The 25,236-nt window shown below is 67.7% G+C and carries 25 protein-coding genes and 2 pseudogenes; 19 read left to right on the forward strand and 8 right to left on the reverse strand.

Going from position 1 to position 25,236, the window contains the following annotated elements; all coding sequences use genetic code 11:
* Window positions 1-156 precede the first annotated feature (156 nt).
* Window positions 157-1,635 (forward strand): sensor domain-containing diguanylate cyclase, encoded by a 1,479-nt coding sequence (locus tag KB879_RS12805; RefSeq protein ID WP_080569596.1) that lies wholly within the window; start codon window positions 157-159, stop codon window positions 1,633-1,635.
* Between the two features lie 34 nt (window positions 1,636-1,669).
* Here KB879_RS12805 and KB879_RS12810 read toward each other — a convergent pair whose 3' ends face one another.
* A complete protein-coding gene (locus tag KB879_RS12810; RefSeq protein WP_211981599.1) occupies window positions 1,670-2,212 on the reverse strand; it encodes a MarR family winged helix-turn-helix transcriptional regulator in 543 nt (180 codons plus the stop codon).
* A gap of 95 nt (window positions 2,213-2,307) precedes the next feature.
* On the opposite strand from KB879_RS12810, the gene KB879_RS12815 reads away from it, so the two are divergent.
* From KB879_RS12815 to KB879_RS12825, 3 genes are all read left to right on the forward strand, one after another.
* Entirely contained in the window at window positions 2,308-3,285 is a 978-nt protein-coding gene (locus KB879_RS12815) for a Bug family tripartite tricarboxylate transporter substrate binding protein (protein ID WP_211981600.1), read from the forward strand.
* Between the two features lie 17 nt (window positions 3,286-3,302).
* Window positions 3,303-4,871, forward strand: coding sequence for a sulfatase-like hydrolase/transferase (locus tag KB879_RS12820; protein WP_013953181.1), 1,569 nt, complete (start codon window positions 3,303-3,305; stop codon window positions 4,869-4,871).
* Between the two features lie 108 nt (window positions 4,872-4,979).
* Window positions 4,980-5,507 carry a host attachment protein gene (locus KB879_RS12825; protein WP_013953182.1) on the forward strand — a complete coding sequence of 176 codons (528 nt, stop codon included), beginning with the start codon at window positions 4,980-4,982 and terminating at the stop codon, window positions 5,505-5,507.
* A 51-nt stretch (window positions 5,508-5,558) separates the two neighbouring features.
* Here the strand turns inward: KB879_RS12825 and KB879_RS12830 are convergent, their stop codons facing one another.
* A complete protein-coding gene (locus KB879_RS12830) occupies window positions 5,559-5,819 on the reverse strand; it encodes a hypothetical protein (protein WP_013953183.1) in 261 nt (86 codons plus the stop codon).
* A 274-nt stretch (window positions 5,820-6,093) separates the two neighbouring features.
* The gene (locus KB879_RS12835) at window positions 6,094-6,804 is read right to left on the reverse strand and encodes a GntR family transcriptional regulator (protein WP_211981602.1); all 711 of its coding nucleotides are present in this window, start codon (window positions 6,802-6,804) and stop codon (window positions 6,094-6,096) included.
* A gap of 175 nt (window positions 6,805-6,979) precedes the next feature.
* Here KB879_RS12835 and KB879_RS12840 point away from each other — a divergent pair, with 175 nt between their 5' ends.
* The 8 genes and pseudogenes from KB879_RS12840 to gabD all read left to right on the forward strand — a co-directional run bounded on the left by KB879_RS12840 (window position 6,980) and on the right by gabD (window position 13,477).
* The gene (locus KB879_RS12840; protein WP_211981604.1) at window positions 6,980-7,219 is read left to right on the forward strand and encodes a GMC family oxidoreductase N-terminal domain-containing protein; all 240 of its coding nucleotides are present in this window, start codon (window positions 6,980-6,982) and stop codon (window positions 7,217-7,219) included.
* A pseudogene (locus tag KB879_RS12845) lies at window positions 7,201-7,491 on the forward strand (GMC oxidoreductase); the annotation flags it as partial. The gene KB879_RS12840 and the pseudogene KB879_RS12845, both read left to right, overlap by 19 nt.
* 49 nt (window positions 7,492-7,540) lie before the next feature.
* Window positions 7,541-8,452, forward strand: a complete 912-nt coding sequence (locus tag KB879_RS12850; RefSeq protein WP_013953185.1) for a TauD/TfdA family dioxygenase — start codon at window positions 7,541-7,543, stop codon at window positions 8,450-8,452.
* 34 nt (window positions 8,453-8,486) lie between these two features.
* Window positions 8,487-9,907 (forward strand): annotated as a pseudogene (locus tag KB879_RS12855) (aldehyde dehydrogenase family protein).
* A gap of 194 nt (window positions 9,908-10,101) precedes the next feature.
* Window positions 10,102-11,322 (forward strand): AI-2E family transporter, encoded by a 1,221-nt coding sequence (locus tag KB879_RS12860; protein ID WP_013953186.1) that lies wholly within the window; start codon window positions 10,102-10,104, stop codon window positions 11,320-11,322.
* Window positions 11,323-11,431: 109 nt separating this feature from the next.
* Window positions 11,432-11,647 (forward strand): hypothetical protein, encoded by a 216-nt coding sequence (locus KB879_RS12865; protein ID WP_041228903.1) that lies wholly within the window; start codon window positions 11,432-11,434, stop codon window positions 11,645-11,647.
* A 90-nt stretch (window positions 11,648-11,737) separates the two neighbouring features.
* On the forward strand, window positions 11,738-11,956 hold the full coding sequence (locus KB879_RS12870) for a DUF3079 domain-containing protein (protein WP_013953188.1): 219 nt from the start codon (window positions 11,738-11,740) through the stop codon (window positions 11,954-11,956).
* A gap of 72 nt (window positions 11,957-12,028) precedes the next feature.
* Window positions 12,029-13,477 (forward strand): NADP-dependent succinate-semialdehyde dehydrogenase, encoded by a 1,449-nt coding sequence (gabD, locus tag KB879_RS12875; RefSeq protein ID WP_153953486.1) that lies wholly within the window; start codon window positions 12,029-12,031, stop codon window positions 13,475-13,477.
* Window positions 13,478-13,578: 101 nt separating this feature from the next.
* Here gabD and KB879_RS12880 read toward each other — a convergent pair whose 3' ends face one another.
* Window positions 13,579-14,241 carry a hypothetical protein gene (locus KB879_RS12880; protein ID WP_249221294.1) on the reverse strand — a complete coding sequence of 221 codons (663 nt, stop codon included), beginning with the start codon at window positions 14,239-14,241 and terminating at the stop codon, window positions 13,579-13,581.
* Window positions 14,242-14,352: 111 nt separating this feature from the next.
* Window positions 14,353-14,505: a flagellar transcriptional regulator FlhD gene (locus tag KB879_RS12885; protein ID WP_249221295.1), complete on the reverse strand. Its 153-nt coding sequence runs from the start codon at window positions 14,503-14,505 to the stop codon at window positions 14,353-14,355.
* Window positions 14,506-14,883: 378 nt separating this feature from the next.
* Here KB879_RS12885 and KB879_RS12890 point away from each other — a divergent pair, with 378 nt between their 5' ends.
* Together KB879_RS12890 and KB879_RS12895 are read left to right on the forward strand one after the other, a co-directional pair.
* Window positions 14,884-16,881 (forward strand): PAS domain-containing sensor histidine kinase, encoded by a 1,998-nt coding sequence (locus KB879_RS12890; protein ID WP_211981606.1) that lies wholly within the window; start codon window positions 14,884-14,886, stop codon window positions 16,879-16,881.
* A 109-nt stretch (window positions 16,882-16,990) separates the two neighbouring features.
* The gene (locus KB879_RS12895) at window positions 16,991-17,971 is read left to right on the forward strand and encodes a tripartite tricarboxylate transporter substrate binding protein (protein ID WP_013953193.1); all 981 of its coding nucleotides are present in this window, start codon (window positions 16,991-16,993) and stop codon (window positions 17,969-17,971) included.
* A 10-nt stretch (window positions 17,972-17,981) separates the two neighbouring features.
* On the opposite strand, the gene KB879_RS12900 is transcribed toward KB879_RS12895, so the two are convergent.
* Together KB879_RS12900 and KB879_RS12905 are read right to left on the reverse strand one after the other, a co-directional pair.
* Window positions 17,982-18,812: an IclR family transcriptional regulator gene (locus KB879_RS12900; protein WP_211981608.1), complete on the reverse strand. Its 831-nt coding sequence runs from the start codon at window positions 18,810-18,812 to the stop codon at window positions 17,982-17,984.
* Window positions 18,809-19,636, reverse strand: a complete 828-nt coding sequence (locus tag KB879_RS12905) for an IclR family transcriptional regulator (protein ID WP_013953195.1) — start codon at window positions 19,634-19,636, stop codon at window positions 18,809-18,811. The genes KB879_RS12900 and KB879_RS12905 overlap by 4 nt, the downstream gene beginning before the upstream one ends.
* 318 nt (window positions 19,637-19,954) lie before the next feature.
* Between KB879_RS12905 and KB879_RS12910 the strand changes: the two genes are divergently transcribed.
* The 4 genes from KB879_RS12910 (at window position 19,955) to KB879_RS12925 (ending at window position 24,444) form a co-directional block, all read left to right on the forward strand.
* Window positions 19,955-20,914 (forward strand): MBL fold metallo-hydrolase, encoded by a 960-nt coding sequence (locus KB879_RS12910; protein WP_013953196.1) that lies wholly within the window; start codon window positions 19,955-19,957, stop codon window positions 20,912-20,914.
* Window positions 20,915-20,963: 49 nt separating this feature from the next.
* Window positions 20,964-22,688: an FAD-dependent oxidoreductase gene (locus KB879_RS12915; RefSeq protein WP_211981618.1), complete on the forward strand. Its 1,725-nt coding sequence runs from the start codon at window positions 20,964-20,966 to the stop codon at window positions 22,686-22,688.
* 31 nt (window positions 22,689-22,719) lie between these two features.
* Window positions 22,720-22,944, forward strand: coding sequence for a DUF2783 domain-containing protein (locus tag KB879_RS12920; RefSeq protein WP_013953198.1), 225 nt, complete (start codon window positions 22,720-22,722; stop codon window positions 22,942-22,944).
* A gap of 141 nt (window positions 22,945-23,085) precedes the next feature.
* Window positions 23,086-24,444 (forward strand): MFS transporter, encoded by a 1,359-nt coding sequence (locus KB879_RS12925; protein WP_013953199.1) that lies wholly within the window; start codon window positions 23,086-23,088, stop codon window positions 24,442-24,444.
* 55 nt (window positions 24,445-24,499) lie between these two features.
* Here KB879_RS12925 and KB879_RS12930 read toward each other — a convergent pair whose 3' ends face one another.
* Window positions 24,500-24,808: a hypothetical protein gene (locus tag KB879_RS12930; protein WP_010814535.1), complete on the reverse strand. Its 309-nt coding sequence runs from the start codon at window positions 24,806-24,808 to the stop codon at window positions 24,500-24,502.
* A 173-nt stretch (window positions 24,809-24,981) separates the two neighbouring features.
* Between KB879_RS12930 and KB879_RS12935 the strand changes: the two genes are divergently transcribed.
* The gene (locus KB879_RS12935) at window positions 24,982-25,203 is read left to right on the forward strand and encodes a DUF2188 domain-containing protein (RefSeq protein ID WP_010814536.1); all 222 of its coding nucleotides are present in this window, start codon (window positions 24,982-24,984) and stop codon (window positions 25,201-25,203) included.
* The last annotated feature ends 33 nt before the right edge of the window (window positions 25,204-25,236 follow it).

The raw sequence follows: 25,236 nt of genomic DNA on the forward strand, positions 1-25,236 counted from the left end.
CTGGCCAGGGGACGAAACGCTGGCGCCCAAGGCAACTGAGCCAGGCAGCGGCCAGGTACTACAATGGCCGCATAAAAAGCAGAACAGCTCTCCTTCGTGCGTCAAATACCTCACTTTCCAGCCCGAAAAGCCATTTCCCGCCCGGCCTCACTAATCGTGGCCGCCAGCCTTGTCCTGGTCTGCATGATCGCGGCCCTTGGCGCGCTCGCGCTGGTGCAGATGCGCAGGGATGCACTGGACAATGCCGGCGAGGCCGCGGCCAACCTGGCGCTGACGCTGGAACGCAGCATCACGCGCAACCTGCAGATCCACGAACTGGCGATCGGGGGCGTGGTGGAAGCCATGCACGATCCCGCACTGCTGGCGCAACCGCCGGCGCTGCGCCAGCGGCTGCTGTTCGACCGTTCGATCAATGCCGAAGACATGGGCTCGCTGCTGGTCACCGACGCCAACGGCATGCTGGTATTCGACTCGCACCAGTGGCCGCCGCGCCCGGTCAACGTCTCTGACCGCGACTACTTCCAGGCGCACCGCAGCGGCGATCACAGCGGCCTGTTCCTGAGCCGGCCGTTCCAGCCGCGCCTGACGCCGGAGAACAAGTCCATCGGCATCAGCCGGCGGCTCTCCGGGCCGGACGGCAGCTTTGCCGGCATCGTGGTCGGCACCTTGCGCCTGAACTACTTCCGCAAGCTGTTCGATGGCGTAAGCCTTGGCGCGGGCGGCACCCTGACGCTGCTGCGTACGGACGGCACCATCATCATGCGGCGGCCCTATGAAGCCGAATCGATCGGGCGCGACATCTCCGGCAGCCCGTCATTTGCACCACTGCTGCAAGGCACGCAAGGCACGTTTATCGGCGTCGCGGCAGTCGACGGAATTCAGCGGCTTTACAGCTTCAGGCGCATTCCGGGGTTTCCGCTGCTGGTCGTGGTGGGACGCGCCACCCACGACGTGCTGGCACCGTGGTACAAGCGCGCCTGGGTGTTCGGCGCGCTGATCATCGCGCTGGACGCGATCATCATCGCGCTCTCGGTATTGCTGTCGCGCCAATGGCGGCGCCGCGCCGAGATGGAAGAGCACCTTCGCTGGATGGTCAACACCGATGGCCTGACCGGCCTGGGCAGCCGCCGCGCGCTGGACGATGCCGCCGACGTGGAATGGCGGCGCGCGCGGCGGCACGGCGAGCCTTTGTCGCTGCTGATGCTCGACGTCGACCATTTCAAGGAGTTCAATGACCGCTACGGACACCAGGCCGGTGACGATGCGCTGGCCGCGGTGGGCGCCTGCATCCAGCGCCATGTGCGGCGGCCGGGCGACTATGCGGGGCGCTATGGCGGCGAAGAGTTTGCCATCCTGTTGCCCCACACCAACGCAGCCGGCGCGGCCGCCATGGCCGAGACCATCCGCGCCGCCGTCCAGGCCTTGCGGATTCCGAATGCGGCCGGCGCCGACGGGCACTTGACGGTCAGCATCGGTGCGGTGACCGATGCCAACAGCGCTGGCAACGAAAAGGATTTCGCGGAGCTGCGCGCCTTTCTCCGTGCCGGCGACGAAGCGCTCTACCTGGCCAAGCGCTCCGGGCGCAATTGCGTCGCAACCTTCGGCGCGACGACGGCGGTGGCAATAGCGCCCTGAACGCGTGCCGCTGCGTGCTCGCTACACAAAGTGCCTATGCCCGCCAGACCTGCAGCAGATCCCACGCCGGCTCTTCCCCTTCCGGCTGTGGCAACGCTTGCGCCTCCGCCAGCATCGCACCGGCCTGCGCCTGCAGCTTGTCCAGGCAGCGCGACAGCACGCGCGCCTCTTCCGCCGTCAGGCAGCCAGCCAGCCGCGTATTGAAGTCCCGCGCCTGCACGAACGCTGCACGGTAGACGGCTTCGCCTTGCTCGGTCAGCGTGAAGGCTGCTGCGCGCCGGTCCTGGGTACGCGTTTCGCGGCGGACCAAGCCGCGTTCCACCAGGACGTGGACGGCGCGGCTGGCCAGCACCTTGTCCAGGCCGGCGCTTTCGGCCAGTTCGGTCAGCCGGGTGCCGGGCTGCTCGCCAAGGAAGGAAATCATGCGCCATTCGCGCCGCGTGACGCCCGCCCTGGCGCGCAGGTGCAGCGCCGCGGCGCTCAGCGCGACGCGGTTCAGGTGGTAGACCCGGTAGTTGATGAAATCTACCAGCCGCTGCGGCCGCTGCAGGCGGTTGCCGCTGTTGTCGTGTGCCATGCCACACCTGCCAATTAGTTGACTTTGTCAATTATATCGACGGGTGTTAGCTTGCATCGACGCCGCTTGCCGGCGGACAACAAACTGGAGACATCGTGAGCCCTCGCACCTTCCTTCCCCGATTCGCCGCGTGCCTGCTGGCCGTTGCCGCGGCATGGTCCGCACCCGCCAGCGCCCAATCGGACCGTCCGCTGCGCATCCTGGTGGGCTACCCGGCCGGCGGCACTGCCGACCTCGCCGCACGCCTGGTCGGCGACAAGCTGCGCGAGACCCTGAACCAGACCGTGGTCATCGAGAACAAGCCCGGGGCCGGCGGGCGGCTGGTGATGGACTACGCGCGCACGCAGCCGGCCGATGGCAATACCCTAGTGGTGGCCAACTCGGCGGTCATGACGATTGCGCCGCTGGTCTACCGCAAGCTCAACTACGATATCCAGCGCGATTTCACGCCGGTGGCGCAGGCCGCCAACTTCCAGCTGGCGCTCGCCACCGGGCCGGCCAGCCCGGCGCGCACGCTGAAGGACTATGTGGCATGGCTCAAGGCCGGCCCGCAGAACAACTCCTACGCCTCGCCGGCGCTGGGCAGCATCCCGCATTTCTTCGGGCTGATGATCGGCAAGCAGGTTGGCATCGACATGCTGCACGTCCCCTTCAACGGCTCGGCGCCGCTGATGAGCGCGCTGGTCGGCGGGCAGGTGCCGGCTTCGGTCGACACCCTTGCTGACCTGACCGAAATGCACCGCGCCGGCAAGATCCGCGTGCTGGCGACTTCCGGCACCCACCGCTCGGTGGCGCTGCCCGATGTGCCGACTTTCACCGAGCTTGGCTACAAGGGCATCGAAGGTGAAGGCCGTTACGGCCTGCTGGCACCCGCGGGCACGCCGCGCCCGGTGCTCGACAAGCTCAACGCCGCCATCGTCAAGGCCGTGCAGTCGCCGGACGTGCGCGAGAAATTCCTCAAGCTGGGGCTGGAACCCGCAACCGGCCCGGCCGACGCCTTTGCCGGCGTGCTCAAGGCTGACGCCGGCAAGTGGGCACCGGTGGTAAAGGCATCCGGCTATACCGGCGACTGAAGCGCGGCAAACCGATCATGACCATCCGCAATACCCTCTTCATCATGTGCGACCAGCTCCGGCGCGACCACCTGGGTTGCTACGGGCATCCGGCGCTGCGCACGCGCAATATCGATGCGCTGGCCGCGCGCGGCGTTCGATTCGACCGTGCCTTCGTCACTTCCGGGGTCTGCGGCCCGAGCCGCATGAGCTTCTATACCGGCCGCCATGTCAGCAGCCACGGCGCAACCTGGAACCGCGTGCCGCTGTCGGTCGGCGAAGTCACGCTGGGCGAATACCTGAAGCACAGCGGCCGCGCGCTGGCGCTGGCGGGCAAGACCCATATGATGCCGGACAACGCCAACCTGAAGCGGCTGCACCTGGATGGCGGCACCGAGCTGGAAACGCTGCTGCGCAGCGGCCACTTCACCGAAGTCGACCGCCATGACGGCCACCACGCCGAGCCGCACAGCGCCTACGCCGACTGGCTGCGCCAGCAAGGCTACGATAGCGCGGATCCGTGGACCGACTACGTGATCAGCGCCGAGAACGAACGCGGCGAGATCGTCTCCGGCTGGCACATGCGCAACGCCGGCCTGCCCGCGCGCGTGGCCGAGCCGCATTCCGAGACCGCGTACACGGTGGACCAGGCGATGCAGTACATCGCCACGCGCGGCGATGATCCATGGGTGCTGCACCTGTCGCTGGTGAAGCCACACTGGCCCTACCTGGCGCCCGCGCCCTACCACGCCGCGTATTCGCTCGACGACTGCCTGCCGCTGCAGCGCCACGAGGCCGAGCTGGAAGACCCGCACCCGGTGCTGTCGGCCTACCGCACTCAGGAAGAATGCGCCAACTTCATGCGCCAGGAAGTGTCGGACACGGTGCGCCCCGCCTACCAGGGCCTGATCCAGCAGATCGACGACCGGCTCGGCCAGCTATGGGAGCAACTCGAACGCCTGGGCCGCTGGCAGGACACGCTGATCGTCTTCACCGCCGACCATGGCGATTTCCTGGGCGACCACTGGCTGGGCGAGAAGGAGCAGTTCTATGACACCGTGCAGAACATCCCGCTGATCGTCTACGATCCCTCGCCGCAGGCGGATGCCACGCGCGGCACCGCGCAGGCCAGCATGGTCAGCGCGGTCGACGTGGTGCCTACGGTGCTGGACGCACTAGGCCTGCCGCCGGCCGACCACCGCATCGAGGGCCGCTCGTTGCTGGACCTGACGCGCGCGGGCGAGCGTGCCGATGCCGGTAGCTGGCGCGATTTCGTCGTATCCGAACTGGACTACGCCTATCGCGGCGCTCGCGTGGCGCTGGGCCGCCATCCTGGCGAGTGCCGCGCCTGGATGGTGCGCGACGCGCGCTGGAAATATGTGCACTGGCAAGGGTTCCGGCCACAGCTGTTCGACCTGCAGAACGATCCGCAGGAATATTTCGACCTGGGCAGCGACCCCGGCCACGAAGCCGTGCGCAGCGCCATGCGCTTGCGGCTGCTGGAGTGGTTCTGCACGCTCAAGCCGCGCGTGACGGTGACCAACGAAGAGGTGGCGGCCAAGACCAATGTGTACAAGCAGGCGGGCGTGTTCTTTGGCGTGTGGTGACTACGCGCCGCGCCACCTGCGGTCCGGCGACGTGCCCCTGCCCGGATGGCGTATCCTTTGAAGCGAGGGATGGGGGGGCCGTTGTTCGGACCGGCAACCGGAGCGATCATGAAAATCACCTGGATCCTTGTGGCGGACGAATCCCTCGCCCGCATCTTTGCCTCGCACGCCTCAACCGCGCCAATGGCGCTGGTTGAGGAAATCACTGACGCGGCAGCACATGGCGACCGCGCGGACCTGCGCCGCGACGCCTACGGCCGGCGCGGCCACGCCGCGGTACAGGGCGACGCCGGGCACCCCGGTGCCCACCAGGCCGGGCCGTCCACCGTCACATCCTCGGCCGGCGAGGATGAACTGCACCAGGAAGCACAGCTGTTTGCCCGTCGCGTGGCGGACTATCTTGCCGATGCGCGCAACAAGCAGCGCTTTGACTCCCTGGCGCTGATCGCGGCGCCGCGCTTCCTGGGCCTGCTGCGCAAAGCCCTCCCCGCCGGCGTCACGGACGTCGTCACGAAGGAAATTGGCAAGGACTTCACCCACGTGCCCAACAACGACCTGCAACAACGGCTGGCCGACGAAAACATCATTCCCGCGCGCCGCGATGCGCGCGTCATTACCGGCCGGGACCGGTCGTGAAGCCTCGCAGCCGCCGGTGCCAGGCCACTGGCGGCTGCGTCGGCGTCGGCGTCAGCGGGCCGTGCCCGAACCGCTGGCTGCACCGCTGCTGCCGCTGGATGTGCCGCTCGGGCTGGTCGTACTGGTCGCGCCGGACGTGCCGGTAGAAGTGCTGGAGCCAGGCGTGCCGTAGCCGCTGCGGCTGCGGTTCTGTTCCGTGACCGAGCCCGAGCCGGACAGCGAGCCGGAACCGGTGGTGCTGCCGGTGGCGGTGCAACCCGCCAGGATGCCAAGTGCGAGCAGGGCAGTGCCGATGCCTAAGGTTGTTTTCATGTCTTCCTCCATCTAGCAGGTTGGCGGCAAGCCTTGCTGCACGGCGCAGGCTGCCGGCGAGCGCGCCGGAACGCAGCTCTGCAGCGGAAGACGCAACTGACGTACCAGTGGGGCTATGCGGCCATCGGCGCCGCGACTGTGTTAGCAACGCGGCGCCCGGCAATGCAGGAAAGTGACATGACTGCGACCCGGCCGCAGTAATAAGTGCGCGCCGCGGGTAAAAGTTACCGCGCCGGCGCAGTTCAGTATCGCCTGAAGATGCCAGGCATCTGCCCTATCGCGTCAGTGTCCACTTGTAGGCATAGCGGTCCGGACGGAACATCAGTTCGCCGCAGAACAACGGTGTGTCGTCGATGTCACGCGGCGTGCTGCGGAGGCGCAGCAGCGGTTCGCCCTCGGCAACACCGAGCCGGCGCGCCACGTCCGCGGGCGCGGCAACGGCGGTGGCTTCCATCGCCACTTCCTTGAACCGGTATCCCAGCCGGCTTTCAAACAGCGACATGGCGTCGTTGGTTTCCAGGTCCTCCTGCACCAGGCGGCGCATCAGCGGCTCAGGACCCATCAGGGTGAAATGCGCGACGGCCGCGTCGTCCCAGTACCGCACAGTGGCCACGCTCAGCACCTTCTCGCCCGGCTGCAGACGCAGCGCCGCGGCCACATGGGCCGGCGCGCGCACCAGCCGTACCGACGCCAGCTTGCCGTAGGCAAGCTGGCCACGGGCGCGTCCGGTTTCATAGAAGCCGGTCAGCGCGCCAAGGCTGGGCGTGTCTGAGGGACGGGTCACGAAACTGCCCTTGCCGTTGACCTTCTCGATCAGGCCGGCGTTGTGCAGCCCGGACAAGGCCTGGCGCACGGTGATCCGGCTGACCGCGAATTCCGTCACCAACTCCGCCTCGGAAGGCAGCTTGGCGCCGGGCGCCCATGTGTTGCTGGCAATCCGCTGGCGAATCTCGTTTTCGATCTCTTTGAACCTGGGCAGCGCCACATGTGTTCCGCCCTGGGCGGCTCCAAATTCTGGGTGGAACGGATTATACCTATCATGACAGGCCGCGGCGCGACCCTATTGACCTGTCATAACAGGTAATGGCAGTATCACCCATCGGCAATTGCGTGCGTCCCCAGGAAAGCACCGCCACAAGGCCGCTCAGGAGACACAGAAATTGAAACCCAACGCATTGCAAAGCACCGCCAGCCCCGCGGCCGAATTCGACGACATCGTGATCGGCGCCGGGTCTGCCGGGTGCGCCGTTGCTGGGCTCCTGGCCGAGGACACGGACGCAACGGTGGCGCTGCTCGAGGCCGGGCCGCAACTACGCCTACTAACCGTACCGCAACCGGGCCTGAACGGCCGCCGCTCCTACCAGCCGCGCGGTCGCGGCCTGGCGGAAGAGAAGTTCTGACCGACGCTTTCGGCCCCGACAGCAGCAATGAAGCCGCCATCCGCGACTTCGTGCGCGCGCATGCGGACACGGTCTACCACCCGGTCGGCACCTGCAAGATGGGCGTCGACAGCATGGCGGTGGTCGACCCGGATCTGCGCGTGCATGGCGTGGAGGGCCTGCGCGTCGCAGACGCATCGATCATGCCGACGCTGATCGGCGGCAACACCAACGCCCCCGCCGTCATGATCGGCGAAAAGGCGGCGGACCTGATCAAGGCCTCGCTCCGCTGAGCCGGCTATCCCCCCTGCATTGGCAACCACAACACCGAGGAGACACCCCATGCAAGCCACTGCCGCAACCACCATCAGCCCGGAAGCCTACCGGGCGCTGGACAACGAAGCCTTTCCCTTTACCGTGCGCCGCTGCACGCCGACGATCGGCGCCGATGTCGAGGGCATCGATTTCCGCGAGCCGCTGGACGAGGAGAACTACCTCTCGCTGCGCCGCGCGCTGCTGAAGTACAAGGTGCTGTTCTTCCGCAAGCAAGCCATTACGCCCGCCCAGCACGTAGCCGTGGCGCGCCGATTCGGCGAGCTGGAAGTTCATCCCATGCTTACCAACCACCCGGAACATCCCGAACTGGTTGTATTCGGGCGCGATGGCAAGACGCGTGGCCGCGAGAACCTTTACCACTCGGACGTTACCTGGCGCGAGGTCCCGTCGATGGGTTCGATGCTGCGCTGCCTGGAATGCCCGGAAGTCGGCGGCGACACCATCTGGATAAACATGGCCGCCGCCTACGAGAACCTGCCTGAAGACATGAAGGCGCGCATCGCCAACCTGAAGGCCGTGCACGACGCGATGCCGACCTTCGGCTCGGCGCTGAACGAAGCGAAATATGCGGAGATGCGCGCCAAGTTTCCGCCGATGGTGCACCCGGTGGTACGCACGCACCCGGAAACCGGCGAGAAGATCCTGTTCGTCAACGAAGCCTTCACCACGCATTTCGCCAACTTCGCCAAGGAACAGCCGTATCGCATCGGTTCTGACTACCGGCCCGCGGAGCTGGACATGATGCAGTACCTGTACCGCCAGGCCGCCGCGCCGGAGTACCAGGTGCGCCTGCGCTGGCAACCCGACACCATCGCGCTCTGGGACAACCGCTCGACGCAACATTACGCGGTGCAGGACTACTTCCCGGCCGTGCGCCATATGAACCGCGCCACCATCATTGGCGACCGTCCGGTCTGACCGTATCCACCCACAAACATCCGAGGCAACCGGCATGAACGTCATCGACAAGTTCTATATCAACGGCAAGTGGGTGCAGCCCGCAGCGGGCGCGACCCAGGCCGACATCATCGACCCGGCCACCGAAGCGGTCGCCGGCAAGCTCGCCATGGGCACCGCGGCAGACGTGGACCACGCCGTGGCCGCAGCGCGCGCGGCCTTCCCGGCGTGGTCGGTGTCCACGCGTGAAACGCGCATCGCCCTGCTCGAACGCATCATCGCCGCCTACCAGGCGCGCACGGGCGACCTGGCGCAGGCGGTGCGCCAGGAGATCGGCGCACCGATCACGCTGGCCACCAACCTGCAGGCCGCGATCGGCCTGGCACAGTTGCAGGCAACGCTGCAGGCGCTGCGCGACTTCGAGTTCGAAACCACGCGCGGCATGAGCTGCATCCGGCGCGAGGCCATCGGCGTGGCGGCGCTGATCACGCCGTGGAACTGGCCGCTGAACCAGATCGCGGCCAAGGTGGCGCCGGCGCTGGCGGCGGGCTGCACCGTGGTGCTCAAGCCATCCGAGATTGCGCCGCTGGACGCCCGGATCTTCGCTGAGATCATGGATGCCGCGGATACGCCGCCGGGCGTCTTCAACATGATCTATGGCGAGGGCCGCGCGGTGGGCGCCGCGCTGTCGTCGCATCGCGATGTCGACATGGTCTCCATCACCGGCTCGACCCGCGCCGGCGTGGAAGTGGCCATCAGCGCCGCGGCCACGGTCAAGCGCGTGGCGCAAGAACTGGGCGGCAAGTCGCCGATGATCATCCTGGACGATGCCGACCTGCAGGCAGCGGTGACCAGCGGCGTGGCGCAGTGCATGGCCAACACCGGACAGACCTGCATCGCGCCGACGCGCATGCTGGTGCCGCGCTCGCGCTATGAACAGGCCGTGCAGATCGCGCCGCCCTGGCCAACGCGGTCAAGGTAGGTGACCCGTCCGACCCCGAAACCAAGATGGGCCCGATCTCCAACCGCGGCCAGTACGAGAAGGTGCAGCGCCTGATCGGAGTGGGCATCGAGGAAGGCGCGCGCGTGGCCGCAGGCGGCCCCGGCCGCCCCGACGGGCTGGAACGCGGCTTCTATGCGCGCCCGACCATCTTTGCCGACGTGCGCAATGACATGACCATCGCACGCGAAGAGATCTTCGGGCCGGTGATGTGCCTGCTGCCGTACGACACCGAAGACGAGGCCGTGGCCATCGCCAATGACACCGAGTTCGGCCTGGCCGCCTACATCGCGTCGTCCGACCCGGCGCGCGCGCGCAGGCTGGCCGCCCGCCTGCGCGCCGGCAGCGTGCGCATCAACGGCGCGACGATGGACCTCACCGCACCGTTCGGCGGCTACAAGACGTCCGGCAACGGGCGTGAATACGGCCCCGAAGGCATTGCCGAGTTCCTTGAAACCAAGACGGTGACTGGCTGAGCCTGCACGCTCCCAGCTTACAGTCTCCGGACCGCCCGGTCGTGCGGCGACACGCTGCCGGCCGGCGGTGTCGCTTGTAAGGTACCTCACTACCGCGCTTATCTGACATACGCAGGCGGCGGCGTCCGACAGCCGCCGCTTGCCGGCCAGCTATCTTCATAGCAGCGCCAGGCCTTTTGCCGGGGCGCCCGGCCATGTCGACCATCCCCGATTCCGCGGCTCCTTCGCTGCCCCCTGCCCCGCCCGTTCCGTTGCCCGCCGACGGTACCCCGCATGCTGGCGCCGACGCGCCTGGCACCGTGGCTGCAATGCCTGACACTGTCGTGCCAGGTGACGCCGTCACCGCCTCGCTGCAGCGCGCCAGCATCGCGCTGGTGGTGCTGGCCACGCTCTTTTCGCTGTACGCCGTGCATATCGCACGCGACTTTCTCATTCCGGTCGTGCTCGCGATCGTTCTGGCCTACCTGCTGGACCCGCTGGTGTGCGCGTTGCAGCGGCTGGGCCTGCCGCGCGCACTGGCAGGCACCGTGGTGCTGCTGGCCGTGCTGGGCGTCCTGCTAAGCGGCGCCTACCTGTTGCAGGGGCAAGTGGAATCGATCGTCAACAGCCTGCCCGATACGGCCAGAAAGCTGTCGCGCTCGGTGGGCGCGCTGATGAGCGGCGACGATTCCATGTGGCAGAAGGTACGCCGCGCCGCCACCATCCTCAGCGGTACCGGCCAGCCCCCGCCCGCGCGCGGCACGCAGGTGGTGGTGGAGCAAACGCCCGCCCAGGTCCACAACATGCTGCTGGCCGGCTCGGTCAGCATCTTCACCATGGCCGGACAGGCGGTGGTGGTGGTCTTCCTCCTGTACTTCCTGCTGCTGGCCGGCGATACCTTCAAGCGCAAGTTCATCAAGATGGCCGGGACCACCATTTCCGAGAAGAAGATCAGCGTGCATATGCTGGACGAGGTCAACCTCGCCATCCGCCGCTATATGGGCATGCTGCTGGTGACCAATGCGGCTCTGGGCGCCTGTACCTGGCTGCTATTGAAGTGGCTCGGCGTGCACAACGCCGGCAGTTGGGCGATTGCGGCTGCGGCGCTGCACTTGGTGCCCTACTTCGGCGCCATGGCGATCGCGGTCTGCCTGGGAGTGGTGACGCTCATGCAGTTCGGCACGCTCGGCATGGCGGCCGCGGCGGCGGTCGGATCGCTGCTGATCGCCACGCTGATCGGGTCGGTCGTCACCACCTGGATGACCGGCCGCATGGCGCGGATGAACGCGGTGGCCGTATTTGTTGCACTGCTCCTGTTCACCTGGCTCTGGGGCGCGTGGGGCATGTTGCTCGCCATCCCGCTGATCACAATCGCCAAGGTGGTTGCCGATCACATTGAAGGACTGGAAGTGGTGGCAGAGTTCCTTGGTGAATAGCCGTTACGCCGCCGCCCAACGGCACTATCGTTCCGCCGCTATACTGGAAAAGCGAATGCTGCACCACAGCATTCTTGCTACGCCGGGGATAGTGCGGAGGAAAACAATGATGTCTTTATGCGACCTGTGCGAGTCGCAGCTGGACCGGCCTGGCCACGTGCCACCGCATCCCAGGCTGGTGAAGTCGGCGACCTTGCGCACCGCCAGTGGCCAGAATGCGTTTGTGTACCGTTGCGAGCACTGCGGCCAGACCCTGCTGCTGGCCTCGCCCGATGGCGAGGCGCCCGACCGCTGGACCCGGCTGGATGCCGACGGATGGAACTGAGCGGGATAGCCCCGGCCTGACTTGCGCTCGCGCAAATCAACGGCTTGCGTATGTGGACATAATTCCCCCAGCATCTCCCAACCTCAAGCCATGGCCAAGAAATTTCCCCTGCATCCCCGCCACCCCGAGCGCATCTGCTGGGGCTGCGACAAGTACTGCTCCGTAGACGACATGGGCTGCGGCAACGGCTCCAGCCGCACGCAGCACCCCATTGAACTGCTCGGCGACGACTGGCTTGAATGCGGCGACTGGGGTATCGAGGCACCGTCCGCGGCCTCACCTGCCGGCCCGCCCAAGACTTCCACCTAGACAGCCGGACTACAATCGTTGTCTCAGGCATCCACAAGACGCCCGGCATCGCCGGCATCCACCGAGACAACCATGCTGAACCTCCAGGACTCCTCTCTGCTGCGGCAGCAGTGCTATATCGACGGCCGCTGGGTCGACGGCGAGCGCCGCATCGACGTCACCAACCCAGCCACCGGCGAGCGCGTGGGACAGGTCCCGCAACTGGGCGCCGAGGAAACCCGCCAGGCCATCGAGGCTGCCAACCGCGCGCTGCCGGCCTGGCGCGCCCGCACCGCCAAGGAGCGCTCGGCGCTGCTGCGCAAATGGTTCGAACTGATCATGGCCAGCCAGGAAGACCTGGCGCGCATCATGACCGCCGAACAGGGCAAGCCGATCGCCGAAGCGCGTGGCGAAATCGCCTACGCGGCCTCGTTTATCGAATGGTTTGCCGAGGAAGGCAAGCGCGTCTATGGCGACACCATTCCGGCGCCGGTCAGCAACCAGCGCATTGTCGTGACCAAGGAACCGGTGGGGGTATGCGCGGCCATCACGCCGTGGAATTTTCCCGCTGCCATGATCACGCGCAAGGCCGGCCCGGCCCTGGCGGTGGGTTGCACCATGGTGCTCAAGCCGGCATCGCAAACCCCGCTGACAGCGCTGGCGCTGGTGGCCCTGGCCGAGCGCGCGGGCATCCCGGCCGGGGTGCTGTCGGTGGTGACCGGCTCGGCCGGCGCCATCGGCGGCGAGATGAGCAGCAACCCGCTGGTGCGCAAGCTCACCTTCACCGGGTCGACCGAGGTTGGCCGCATGCTGATGGCCCAGACCGCGTCGACGATCAAGAAGGTGTCGATGGAACTGGGCGGCAATGCGCCCTTTATCGTGTTCGACGATGCCGACCTGGACGCGGCGGTGGAAGGCGCGATCGTGTCCAAGTACCGCAATGCCGGCCAGACCTGCGTCTGCGCCAACCGCATCTACGTGCAGGCGGGCGTGTATGAGGCGTTTGCGCAGAAGCTGGTGGCGGCAGTGGCGGCCCTGAAGGTCGGCAACGGCATGGACGATGGCGTGCGCATCGGCCCGCTGATCGACGACAAGGCCGTGGCCAAGGTGGAAGAGCATATCGCCGACGCGCTCGGCAAGGGCGCGCGCCTGCTGCAGGGCGGCCAGCGCCATGCGCTGGGGCATTCTTTCTTCCAGCCGACCGTACTGGCCGACGTCGGCCCCGGCATGCTGGTCGCGCGCGAGGAAACCTTCGGCCCGCTGGCGCCGCTGTTCCGCTTCGAAACCGAGGATGATGTCGTCGCCATGGCCAACGACACCGAGTTCGGCCTGGCCAGCTACTTCTATGCCCGCGACCTGGGCCGCGTCTGGCGCGTCTCCGAACGCCTGGAATACGGCATGGTGGGCGTCAATACCGGCCTGATCTCCAACGAGGTGGCACCGTTCGGCGGCGTCAAGCAGTCTGGCGTGGGCCGCGAGGGCTCGCACTACGGCATCGAGGATTATCTGGTCATCAAGTACACCTGCATGGCCGGTATCTGACCTGGCCGCGCCTTAGAACCTCTTAGCACGCCGTGTCCGCGCACACGGCGCGCCGGGGCTCGGGGCACCTCCGGCAGGTGTCGCGAAAGCACGCGATCCGGTCATGGACACGCTGCATCTGCTCCAGCTGGTAGCTGGCGCGCAGCGCTGTAGCAGGTGCCGAACTCATACAGGGCGCCATCCGCCGCGCGAGACAGTCCTTCCAATGCCTGCGCCAGCTCCCGCCCTTCCACGCTGCGGTGGCGGCGCAGGCGCCAGGACAGAGGCTCCTGGCCCTGCGCAAGCAGGCTCTGCTCAAGATAGCCAAGCTGCTCGGCAACGGCCTGCGCGCCATGCAGCGCCGACAGGTAGGCACACACCACCGCGAGCCGCTGGTTCATCTCACCGCCCCGGCCCAGCAGTTCGCGCGCACAGGTACGCAGGGTATCCGCGTCGAACGATTTGCCTTCGTCGGCGGCCTCCTGCGCATAGTCGGCCAGCGGCAGCACCGTGACTGCCAGCCCTGGCGGCAGCACGCTGGTGAAACGGCTGGCGATGGCGTGCTGCAACGTGCTGTCCAGTTCGCAGCAGGTCGGCACAGCGGCATTGACATAGAATTCCAGCGCCGGCAGCCGCCCGTGGCCCATCGACACCACGGCACGCGCAGGCGGGTGCCCGGCCATCGCAAGCACCTCGAGGCCGGTCTCGACACAGCGCTGCTCATCGGGCTCTGCCCCCAGTGCCTGGACAATATTCTGCATCTGCAGCGTGCCCGTGATTTCCATGCGGGTAGCCCCGGGCAGGTGGTCCCCCTGCGGCCGGGGTCGGTCGCCATTCGCTTCCATTCGACTTGCGTCATCGCATTGCCCGTCATACAGCCTCCGATTTTGGTTCCACTACCCGCGCTGCGCGGCCATCACGATGGCCGCGTGCATGTTCTGCAGGGCATGCAATGGTTCGGCGCCGGTCAGCGCGGCCAGCAGCATGCTGTCTTCCAGCCGGAAACGGCACAGCACCAGGTACAGGCACTGGCCTTTGCGCAGGCGCACCGTGCGCTAGATGCCCTGGGCGCCGCCCGGCAGCCCCCGTGCGCCTCCCAGGCAGAAGCGGGCCAGATGGCAACCTGCGCTGCACGGCATGCCGTCGCACGGCAGGTGGCATTCGTCTAACTGTGTCATTGGCGCCCCTGGACGGAAGACCCGAAAGCCCTTGTGCCACCATTCTATGGAGCCAGCTTCTGCGGGCAATCCGCACATTCTGATTTGCCGTACGGAAGCTTCCGATCCTGAGCCGCGCCCGGGGCGCCTCCTGCCGCACCGGCATCCCGGCGATTCGCCCTGCCAGGCTGCGGGCGGGGGTATCCTTGCTGCAATACCAGGACCGGATGCGCTGGCGGCCACGCCGGCAGGACGCGTTCAGGACATGCCATGACAAGACACCCCGACGAGCCGCAGCAACCTGCCGGAAGCGCACCTCGCCCCGACGCTGGCGAGCCATCGGGCGGGCGTTCGCACGACATCCGGGCCGACCTGCTGCCGGATGTGCCTTACCAGACCCTGGTGGACTCCGTTCAGGACTACGCCATCTTCACGCTTGACGTCGGCGGCCATGTCTCCAGCTGGAACAAGGGCGCGGCGCGCATCAAGGGCTATGCCCGCGAGGAGATCCTGGGCAAGCACTTCTCGCAGTTCTACACGCCGGATGCGATCGCCCGGAACTGGCCGCAAGCCGAGCTGAAGGCCGCGGCCGAACTGGGCCGGTTCGAGGACGAGGGGTGGCGCGTGCGCAAGGACGGCAGCCGCTTCTGGGCCAACGTCGTCATCACCGCCCTGAAGGACGCCGAGGGCCGGCTGATCGGCTTCGCCAAGGTCACGCGGGACATGACCGAGCGGCGCCGTGCCGCCGAGGCCCTGCGCCAGAGCGAAGAGACCCTGCGGCTGCTGGTGGAGGGGGTCAAGGATTACGCCATCTTCATGCTCGATCCCGACGGCCATATCGTCAGCTGGAATTCCGGTGCTTCTTATATCAAGGGCTACCGCCGCGACGAGATCATCGGCCGTCATTTCTCGGTGTTCTATCCGCAGGAGGATGTCGCCGCCGGCAAGCCGTCACGGCACCTGGCGCTGGCGCGGCGGGTCGGGCGCGTGGAGGACGAAGGCTGGCGCGTGCGCAAGGATGGCTCGCTGTTCTGGGCCAATGTCACCCTGACAGCGGTTTACGACGAGTCACGCACGCTGCGCGGCTTTGCCAAGGTGACGCGGGACATGAGCGAGCGCCGCCGCCGCGAAGAGCTGGAACGCTCCAGCCAGCGCATGAATGAGTTCCTTGCCACGCTTTCGCACGAACTGCGCAATCCGCTGGCGCCGGTGCACAGCGCGCTGGCGGCGATGCGGCTGGCGCCGCAGGACACGGCGCTGGCAAACCGGAGCCTGGCCATGATCGAGCGCCAGGTGACCCACCTGAGCCGGTTGGTGGACGACCTGCTCGACATCGGGCGCATCACCTCCGGCCGGATCGAGCTGCGCATGGAGCCGGTCGAGTTCAACGAGATCATCGCGCTGGGCATCGAGGCAGCGCGGCCAGCGCTGGATGCCAAGTTGCAGTGCGTCGACGTGCAGACCCATGCCGGCTCGATCCCGATGCACGCCGACAAGACGCGGCTGGTGCAGGTCATGCAGAACCTGGTGCTCAATGCGTCGAAGTTCTCGCCGCCCGGGTCGTCGGTGACGATCGCCACCACGATCCAGAACCGCACACTGCAGGTCCAGGTGAAGGACCAGGGCCGCGGCATCGGGCCACACGCCATCGACGACATCTTCAACCTGTTCATGCAGGAAAGCCGCCCGGGCGCCGACGTGCAGGGAGGGCTGGGCATCGGCCTGTCGCTGTGCCGGTCGCTGGTAGAGCTGCACGGCGGCACCATCGATGCCGCCAGTGCCGGGCCGGGACAAGGCAGCACCTTCACGCTGCGCCTGCCGCTGCCGGCCTCGCGCAAGGAAGACGCCCGCCCGGGCGCAGCACTGCCGGCCCAGGCTCCGGTTGCGCCCGAGCTGCAGGCGCAGCGCATCCTGCTGGTCGACGACAACCGCGACGCCGCCGACAGCCTGGCCATGCTGCTGGAACTGTGCGGCCACGAGGTGACCATTGCCTATGACGGCGCCGAGGCCCTGCACGTGGCGCCGCGCTGCCGCCCGCATATCGCGCTGATCGACCTGGCCATGCCCGGCATGGACGGCTTCGAGGTGGTGCGCGCCATGCGCGGCCTGGCCGGCACCGAGCTGACCCGCTTCGTGGCGCTGACCGGCTTCGGCCAGCCGGCGGACCGGCAGCAGACCGAGGCAGCCGGCTTCGACGCGCACCTGGTCAAGCCGGTGGAGCTGGAAACGCTGTTCGGCACCATCGCCCGGCTGCGCCAGCCGGAGTGACCCGCTCCGGCAGCGAACCCGACCTTCGCCAATCCCAAACACGCGCCTGCCGGCACTGCGACACACTGACGGCCATTCCATCGCACCAGATCACAGAAAGGAGACAGCGATGCAAGGTTGGATCAGGCGTGCAGCCGCGGGGCTGGTATTTGCGTTCACGGCCACGGCCGCCGGTACCGCGCTGGCGGACTATCCCGACAAGCCAGTGCGGCTGGTGGTGCCCTTCCCGCCGGGCGGCGCCACCGACCTGCTGGCGCGCGAGATCGGCAACGCGCTGTCGGCGCGGCTGCACCAGCCGGTGGTGATCGACAACCGGCCCGGCGCCGGCGGCAACCTGGCGGCCATTGCGGTGGCGCGGGCCCCGGCCGACGGCTATACGCTGCTGTTCGGCACCTTTGGCTCGCTGGCGGTCAACAAGAGCCTCTATGACAAACCTGGCTACGATCCGCTGAAGGATTTCGCACCGGTGGCTTCGGTCGCCTACCTGCCCAACGTGCTGGTGGTGCATCCCAGCGTGCCGGCGCGCACTGTGCAGGAGCTGCTGGCGCTGGCGCGCAAGGAGCCGGGCAAGCTGACCTACGGCTCGTTCGGCAACGGCTCGTCGTCGCACCTGGCGGGCGAGCTGTTCACCCACCTGGCGGGTGTCAATATCACGCACATTCCTTACAAGGGCAGCGCCGCGTCGATGACCGACCTGATCGGCGGGCGCATTACCATGATGTTCGACAGCGTCTCGACCGCGCTGCCGTATATCCGCGACAACCGCGTGCGCGCGCTGGCGGTGACCACGCAGAAGCCCTCTGACCAGCTCCCCGGCGTGCCCACGCTGGCCGCCGCCGGCGTGCCCGGGTACGAGCTGACCGCGTGGTTTGGCGTGGTCGCGCCGGCCGGCACGCCCAAAGCCGTGATCGACCGCCTCAACGGCGAGATCGTGGCGGCGCTGAAGCAGCCGGACCTGGCCGCCAGGCTCGCCAGCCAGGGCACCGTGCCCTTCCCCGCCACGCCGGCGCAGTTCGGCAGCTATATCCGCGCGCAGTACGAGAAGTGGGACAGCCTGATCAAGTCGGCCAATATCAAGCTGGACAACTGATGGCCTGAGTTCAGGCCGTGTCCGGCGCGCCGAAGCGCCACGACAGCCGCCGCGCCGCCTGCCCCACCAGCGCGGCAGTGGCGCCTTCGGTGCGGCTGTCAAAGCTGCCGCTCGACCCCATCACGGCAATCACCAGCGCCAGGCTGCCGGTGTGATCGAACACCGGCGCCGCCAGCGTGTCGATGCCCGGCACCGGGTGGCTCAGCGCATTGTCGAGCCGGGCCGCGCGCACCTGTGCCAGGCGCCCGGCGTAGGCCGGTGCCAGCTTGCCGCCGGGTTCAAGCACTTCCGCCGCGGCGGCGCCGGCCATGCGCAATTCGTCCTTTTCCAGCAGGCCCGCCAGCACGTTGGCTGGCAGGTATGCCGCGGCGGTGCGGCCGATCGCGGTATGGACCAGCGACAGCACCGTGCCCACCCGCAGGCTCACGTGCTGCGGCCGCGCCGATTCCTCCAGCCGGACCACCGTGGGCCCCAGCGGCCCCAGCACCGCCATGGCCACGCTCAGGCCCGTGGCGCCGGCCAGCTCGACCACCTCCGGTTCCGCCTCGCGCGTCGGCGACAGCCGCTGCAGCGCGACCAGTCCCAGCTCCAGCGCCAGCGGTCCGCACAGGTAATTGCCCGCGGCGTCGCGCGCCAGCAGGCCGGTCTTCTGCAGGCTGACCAGGTGCGGGAACGCCTTGGCCGGCGGCATGCCCGCGGCCAGCGCCAGGTCGCGCAGCGCCAGCGGCCGGCCGGCAGCCACCAGCGCTGCCAGCAGCTGGCCGGTGCTGTCCAGCGACTGGATGCCGCGCTGCGGCTTGCTGCCTTCCAGGTCTTGTTGGGCTTCTGTCGCGCGGGTCATGCCGTGCGCTCCTGTTCATCGCGCAGCGCGGCGCCGATGTCCGTCGCCGCGGCCAGCAGGGCCTGCGCTGCCGCGCCGCGCCAGTCCACGTCGATGGCACCGGTCGATCCCACCAGCGTCAGCACCAGTCGCAGCACGCCAGCGGCGTCGAGCACCGGCACGCTGAGGCTGCTGACGGCCGGGCTGGGCGTGTCGATGCTGCGCTCGATGCCGCGCTCTCGGATCTCTCCCAGGCTGGCGCTGAAGGCGGCCAGGTCGGACCCGGTCGCGCCCGGCTGCTGCGCGCGCCACAGCGGCTGCCACAGTGCCGGCGGCTGGAAGGCACAGAACACGCGCCCGGTGGCCGTGGCGGCCAGTGCCATCACCGTGCCCACGTGCAGGTTGACATGCAGCGGCGCGCTGGCCGGCACATAGCGCACGATGGTCGGGCCCTGCGGCCCGGCAATACTGATTGCCACGCTGAAGCCAGACGCCTGCGCCAGCGCATCCACCCGGGGCTGCGCGGCGCGCCAGGCGGCGTCCTGCTCCAGGTGCAGCATGCCCAGCTGCAGCGACAGCGGACCGGGCTCGTAGCGGCCGGAGAGGTGGTCGCGCTTGATCAGGCCGAGGCGCGTCAGGCTGACCAGGTAGGCATGCGCCTGGGCCGGCGCCAGCTGCGCCGCCTCGGCCAGCGCGGCCAGCGGCATTGGCGCGCGCGCGGCGGCCAGCGCCGCCAGCAGGCGCCCGCCCACCTCCACGCTCTGGATGCCGCGCTGCGCCTTGTCTGCGCGCGCAGCGGGCTCGCCCGCCTGCGTTCCTGCTTCCCCAGCCTTGCGCCTGGCCATTGCCATCCTGTGTGATCGGAAAACCCGGATATTAATCGAACGCCTCCCCTTGCCGCGCACACAGGGGTTTACCCGCATGACTCTGACCTGCTTCCGATGGCGCTCGCGGCACGTCCAAATAATTTGTCATAGGCTAATCATTTAGCTATTGATTAATTTTCCAACGTTTCCTAAGATGGCACTACCCCGTCCGAACACGGCGACCCACGTCGTGAGACATCCATAGAAACGGGGGCGAGACAGCCCGCGCTGCCAGCGCAACGCAGCCACGTGCCCCGACCGGTGCCGTCTCGCCTCCCCACACAAAGGAAAGACGCCATGTCCAAGGCATTCGCATCGCAGGCCGACCTGGAAGCCAAGCAGGTCACATTCACCCAGCTGTCAGAGAACGCCTGGGCCTACACCGCCGAAGGCGATCCCAATTCGGGCGTGGTCATTGGCGACGACGGCGTGCTGATCGTCGACACCACCGCCACGCCGGCCATGGCGCAGGACCTGATCGCCCGCATCCGCACCATCACCGACAAGCCCATCAAGTACGTGGTGCTGTCGCACTACCACGCGGTGCGCGTGCTGGGCGCGTCGGCCTACTTTGCCGAGGGCGCGCAGCAGGTCATCGCCAGCCGCGGCACCTACGAGATGATCGTCGAGCGCGGCGAGGCCGACATGAAGTCCGAGATCGAACGCTTCCCGCGCCTGTTCGCCGGCGTCGAAACCGTGCCCGGCCTGACCTGGCCGACGCTGGTGTTCGAGAAGGAAATCACGCTGTTCCTGGGCAAGCTGGAAGTGCGCATCGCCCACCTGGGCTCGGGCCATACCAAAGGCGATACCGTGGTCTGGCTGCCGCAGCAGAAGGTGCTGTTCTCCGGCGACCTGGTCGAATACGACGCTGCCTGCTACTGCGGCGACGCCCAGCTGGAAGACTGGCCGGCCACGCTGGACGCGCTGCAGGCACTCAAGCCAGAAAAGCTGGTGCCCGGCCGCGGCCCCGCGCTGACCACGCCGGAGGAAGTGAAGAAGGGCATCGCCTACACCAAGGACTTCGTCACCACGCTGTTCCAGGCCGGCAAGGAAGCCGTGGCCGAGAAGCTCGACCTGAAGGCCGCGATGGCGCACACCCGGCGCGCGATGGACCCCAAGTTTGGCCAGGTCTTTATCTACGAGCACTGCCTGCCCTTCGACGTCTCGCGCGCCTATGACGAGGCCAGCGGTGTCCGCCACCCGCGCATCTGGACCGCCCAGCGCGACCAGGAAATGTGGGCCGCACTGCAGGACTGACCTCCAAAAAGAATAAGTCGGGCAACAAGCTATGGATGGAGACACAGGCATGAGCAGCATCGATTACCAGCGGCTGTCGTTCGAGTACCAGCCCTGCGCCGAGCAACAGAAAGGGGCCGATCCGGCCATCCACCCGGTCGTCGTGGTCGGCGCCGGGCCGATCGGCCTGGCCACCGCCATCGACCTGGCACAGCGCGGCGTGCGCGTGGTGCTGGTGGATGACGACTGCACGCTGTCCACCGGTTCGCGCGCAATCTGTTTTTCCAAGCGCACGCTGGACATCTTCGACCGGCTGGGCTGCGGCGAGCGCATGGTCGACAAGGGCGTGCGCTGGCACGTCGGCAAGGTGTTCCTGCGCGACCAGCAGGTCTACAGCTTCGACCTGCTGCCCGAGAGCGGCCACCGCCGCCCGGCCTTCATCAACCTGCAGCAGTACTACGTCGAAGGCTACCTGCTGGAGCGCGCGCAGGCGCTGCCCAATATCGAGATCCGCTGGCGCAACAAGGTGGTCGGGCTGGAGCAGCGCGGCACGCCAGAGGCCGGCGTGGTGCTGACCATCGAGACGCCTGAAGGCTGCTACCCGCTGGCGGCGCGCTACGTGGTGGCCGCCGACGGTTCGCGCAGCCCGATGCGCAAGCTGCTGGGCCTGGACAGCAAGGGCCGCACCTTCCACGACCGCTTCCTGATTGCCGACGTGAAGATGGAAGCGGATTTCCCGAGCGAGCGCTGGTTCTGGTTCGACCCGCCCTTCCACCCCAACCAGTCGGTGCTGCTGCACCGCCAGCCGGACAACGTCTGGCGCATCGACTTCCAGCTCGGCTGGGACGCCGACCCGGTGCTGGAGAAAACACCTGAGCGCGTGATCCCGCGGGTGCAGGCGCTGCTGGGCAAGGACGTGAAGTTCGAGCTGGAATGGGTCAGCGTCTATACCTTCTCCTGCCTGCGCATGGACAGCTTCCGCCACGGCAACATCCTGTTCGCCGGCGATGCCGCGCATGGCGTGTCGCCGTTCGGCGCGCGTGGCGCCAACAGCGGCATCCAGGACGCCGAGAACCTGGCCTGGAAGCTGGCCTATGTGCTGCAGGGCCATGCCTGCGACAAGCTGCTGGACACCTACGCCAGCGAGCGCGAATACGCCGCCGACGAGAACCTGCGCAACTCCACCCGTTCCACCGACTTCATCACGCCCAAGAGCGCGGTCAGCCGCGTGTTCCGCGATGCGGTGCTGACGCTGTCCAGGCGCCATGCGTTTGCGCGCACCCTGGTCAACAGCGGGCGGCTGTCGGTGCCCGCGGTGCTGCAGGACTCGCCGCTGAACACCGCTGACGACGCCCAGGGCTATGCCTGCAAGCTGGTGCCCGGCACGGTCTGCTGCGACGCGCCGGTATCCGGCGCGCAGGGCGCGGGCTGGCTGCTGTCGCACCTGGGCGGGGACTTCACGGTGCTGCTGTTCGGCAACCCTGACGCCATCGACGCGGGCACGCTCGCCGACCTCGCCGCGCTGAAAGACAGCGGCGTGCCGCTGCAGCTGGTCTACGTGACCGACGCCGCGCAGCCGGCGGTGACCTGCACCAATGCCACCGTGCTGCGCGACGACAAGGGCCTGGCCGCCGCGCGCTACGGTGCCACGCCCGGCACCTGCTACCTGATCCGCCCGGACCAGCATGTCTGCGCCCGCTGGCACCGCCCCGACCCGGCCGCGATCCGCGCCGCGCTGGCGCGCGCCACCGGCGCCGACCTGCGCGCCCCGCAGCCCGGCCGCATGGCCGCCTGAGACCGGCCAGACCTGCACCGCGGAGACTCCGATGCCCAATACGCTCAACACCCAACCCAACCTGGCGCGGCCCGACGACTTCTACGAAGCGCTGATCGAGATGCACCGCGACCTCGACGAGGCGCAAAGCCAGGCCGCCAATGCGCAGCTGATCCTGCTGCTGGCCAACCATATCGGCGACCACGATGTGCTGCTGGCCGCCATGGCCGCCGCGCGCGAAGGCGTGACTGAAATGCCGGCCGCCACGCCCGCCTGACCTGATACAGGCGCGGCACCGCCGCGCCTGTCCTGTTCTTTTCCCAGCACCATCCCGGGCCAACGCGCGCAAGACGCTGCCCGCTGGCGGAACCCTCCGGCTGCCCGCCGCCGCAGCCACCACTGTACGGAGACAACGTTCATGAGCCATCCGGTCTCAGGGGATCTTTCGTCCCTATCCAGCCTGACGTCCCCCACCCTGCCCCCCGCCGCACTGGCTGCGCACGATGAAGATGCGCTCTACCGCAAGGTCTGGCTGCGCATCATCCCGTTCCTGTTCATCTGCTACGTGGTGTCGTTCCTGGACCGCATCAACATCGGCTTCGCCCAGTTGCAGATGAAGCACGACCTGGGCTTCAGCGACGCCATGTACGGCTTGGGCGCCGCTGTCTTCTACGTCGGCTACGTGCTGTGCGAAGTGCCCAGCAACATGCTGCTGGCGCGCTTTGGCGCGCGGCGCACGTTCACGCGCATCATGGTGCTGTGGGGCCTGGCCTCGGTGGCGATGATGGCCGTCTCCACCCCAACGCAGTTCTATACGCTGCGCTTCCTGCTGGGCGTGTTCGAAGCCGGCTTCTTCCCCGGCATCGTGCTCTACCTGACCTACTGGTTCCCGGCGCGCCGCCGTGCCGCGGTGATGGCGATCTTCTTTGCCGGCGTGGCGGTGGCGGGTGTGCTGGGCGGGCTGGTGTCCGGCTGGATCATGCGCGACATGGCCGGCGTGCTCGGCCTGCAGGGCTGGAAGTGGATGTTTGCGATCGAGGGCGCGCCCGCAGTGCTGCTGGGCCTGGTGGCCGCGCGCTACCTGGTGGATGGCCCGCAGCAGGCCAGCTGGCTAACCGACGGCGAACGCGCCCACCTGGCGCGCGACACCGCCGCGCAGGCACATGCCGGCGGCCATTCGCTGCACGCGTTGCGGCAGGTGCTGAGCAACCCGCGCGTGTACCTGTTCGCCTTTATCTATTTTTCGCTGACCTGTGGTTCGCTGGCGCTGAGCTTCTGGATGCCGCTGATGATCCGCGACTTCGGCATCACCGACGTGATGTCGATCAGCCTGTATTCGGTAGTGCCCAATGCCGTGGGCGCGGTCGGCCTGATCCTGATCGCGCGCCATTCCGACCGCACCGGCGAGCGCCACCGCCACTTCCTGCTGTGCACGGCAGGCGGCGCGCTGGCCCTGGCGGCGCTGACGCTGCACCTGCCCAGCCTGGCGGTCATGCTGGCCATCCTGTCGGTGGCCGCGGTGCTGATCTTTGCCGCGCTGCCGGTGTTCTGGTCGCTGCCGCCCAGCTACCTGCCGGGCGCGGGCACGGCCGCCGGCATCGCCTTCATCAGCAGCATTGGCATCACCAGCGGCATCGTCAGCCCGTGGGTGATCGGACAGATCAAGACCCAGACCGGAAGCCTGGACAATGCCCTCTACCTGCTCGCGGCGCTGCTGCTTGCCAGCGGACTGGCCATGTGGCTGGGTGTGCCAAGGCAGCCCGCGCGGCCGGCCTGAACCGGGCCGCAGGCGTCTTCAAAACCGGAATGTCCGCACCCGCGGGGTGCGGCGTTCAGTGGGATCGGCCGCAGGGGATGACGGAGGCGATTTCCTCGCGCATCACCTCAACCACGTCGTCGATCTCCAGCCCTTCGGCCGTCACCAGCACGTCCTGTCCGCGGCCGATCGCGTAGACCACGCCGCGCCAGCGGCCGGGCTCGACGGCCTCGCACAGGCGGATATTGAATTCGGTGTCCTGATCCTGGCTATACACCGTCACCAGGTCGCCCACCTGGGGAGTGCGCACCGCTTCTCCGTCGAACGCCCGGGCCACCACGGTCACCGGCGACTGCGTCAGCCCCCTGGCAAATCTTGCACGCATGGTCCGCTCCTCTTTTTGCGATCCAAGTCCAGCTTACAAGAGGCCGCACAAATAACCAGGGATTTCCATCGAAAAGTGGAACCTGATGCCCTTTGCGGCTGTCAGACGGCGCCGGATAGACAGCGCGCACAGATGCGCCACAATGAAAGCACCGAGTGTCGAGGAGACCCAACATGGGCAGCAACATACACGTCGTGCCGCATGACGAAGGCTGGGATGTGATCCACGAGGGTGCGCGCTATGCGGAATCGCACCACGCCACCCAGGAAGAAGCCGTTGCGGCCGGTACCACGAAGGCGCAGAGCGAGCATGTCGAGCTGCTGATCCACGGCCGCGACGGCCAGATCCGCTCGCGCAGCAGCTTCGGCCACGATCCGCGCACCATTCCGGGCTGATCCCCGGCCACCCCGTCAGGCCCCGCAGAGGAC

This window comes from Cupriavidus sp. KK10, assembly GCF_018223725.1.
GTDB classification, from domain to species: domain Bacteria; phylum Pseudomonadota; class Gammaproteobacteria; order Burkholderiales; family Burkholderiaceae; genus Cupriavidus; species Cupriavidus necator.

What these genes read in the sequence shown, in the direction of transcription:
- KB879_RS12920 (WP_013953198.1), top strand. Translation starts at nt 22,720, where the DNA reads ATGCCCAATACGCTCAACACCCAACCCAACCTGGCGCGGCCCGACGAC.
- KB879_RS12905 (WP_013953195.1), bottom strand. Translation starts at nt 19,636, where the DNA reads ATGGCCAGGCGCAAGGCTGGGGAAGCAGGAACGCAGGCGGGCGAGCCC.
- gabD (WP_153953486.1), top strand. Translation starts at nt 12,029, where the DNA reads ATGCTGAACCTCCAGGACTCCTCTCTGCTGCGGCAGCAGTGCTATATC.
- KB879_RS12910 (WP_013953196.1), top strand. Translation starts at nt 19,955, where the DNA reads ATGTCCAAGGCATTCGCATCGCAGGCCGACCTGGAAGCCAAGCAGGTC.
- KB879_RS12820 (WP_013953181.1), top strand. Translation starts at nt 3,303, where the DNA reads ATGACCATCCGCAATACCCTCTTCATCATGTGCGACCAGCTCCGGCGC.
- KB879_RS12930 (WP_010814535.1), bottom strand. Translation starts at nt 24,808, where the DNA reads ATGCGTGCAAGATTTGCCAGGGGGCTGACGCAGTCGCCGGTGACCGTG.
- KB879_RS12900 (WP_211981608.1), bottom strand. Translation starts at nt 18,812, where the DNA reads ATGACCCGCGCGACAGAAGCCCAACAAGACCTGGAAGGCAGCAAGCCG.
- KB879_RS12865 (WP_041228903.1), top strand. Translation starts at nt 11,432, where the DNA reads ATGTCTTTATGCGACCTGTGCGAGTCGCAGCTGGACCGGCCTGGCCAC.
- KB879_RS12850 (WP_013953185.1), top strand. Translation starts at nt 7,541, where the DNA reads ATGCAAGCCACTGCCGCAACCACCATCAGCCCGGAAGCCTACCGGGCG.
- KB879_RS12880 (WP_249221294.1), bottom strand. Translation starts at nt 14,241, where the DNA reads ATGGAAATCACGGGCACGCTGCAGATGCAGAATATTGTCCAGGCACTG.
- KB879_RS12810 (WP_211981599.1), bottom strand. Translation starts at nt 2,212, where the DNA reads ATGGCACACGACAACAGCGGCAACCGCCTGCAGCGGCCGCAGCGGCTG.
- KB879_RS12870 (WP_013953188.1), top strand. Translation starts at nt 11,738, where the DNA reads ATGGCCAAGAAATTTCCCCTGCATCCCCGCCACCCCGAGCGCATCTGC.
- KB879_RS12860 (WP_013953186.1), top strand. Translation starts at nt 10,102, where the DNA reads ATGTCGACCATCCCCGATTCCGCGGCTCCTTCGCTGCCCCCTGCCCCG.
- KB879_RS12825 (WP_013953182.1), top strand. Translation starts at nt 4,980, where the DNA reads ATGAAAATCACCTGGATCCTTGTGGCGGACGAATCCCTCGCCCGCATC.
- KB879_RS12915 (WP_211981618.1), top strand. Translation starts at nt 20,964, where the DNA reads ATGAGCAGCATCGATTACCAGCGGCTGTCGTTCGAGTACCAGCCCTGC.
- KB879_RS12830 (WP_013953183.1), bottom strand. Translation starts at nt 5,819, where the DNA reads ATGAAAACAACCTTAGGCATCGGCACTGCCCTGCTCGCACTTGGCATC.
- KB879_RS12935 (WP_010814536.1), top strand. Translation starts at nt 24,982, where the DNA reads ATGGGCAGCAACATACACGTCGTGCCGCATGACGAAGGCTGGGATGTG.
- KB879_RS12895 (WP_013953193.1), top strand. Translation starts at nt 16,991, where the DNA reads ATGCAAGGTTGGATCAGGCGTGCAGCCGCGGGGCTGGTATTTGCGTTC.
- KB879_RS12890 (WP_211981606.1), top strand. Translation starts at nt 14,884, where the DNA reads ATGACAAGACACCCCGACGAGCCGCAGCAACCTGCCGGAAGCGCACCT.
- KB879_RS12925 (WP_013953199.1), top strand. Translation starts at nt 23,086, where the DNA reads ATGAGCCATCCGGTCTCAGGGGATCTTTCGTCCCTATCCAGCCTGACG.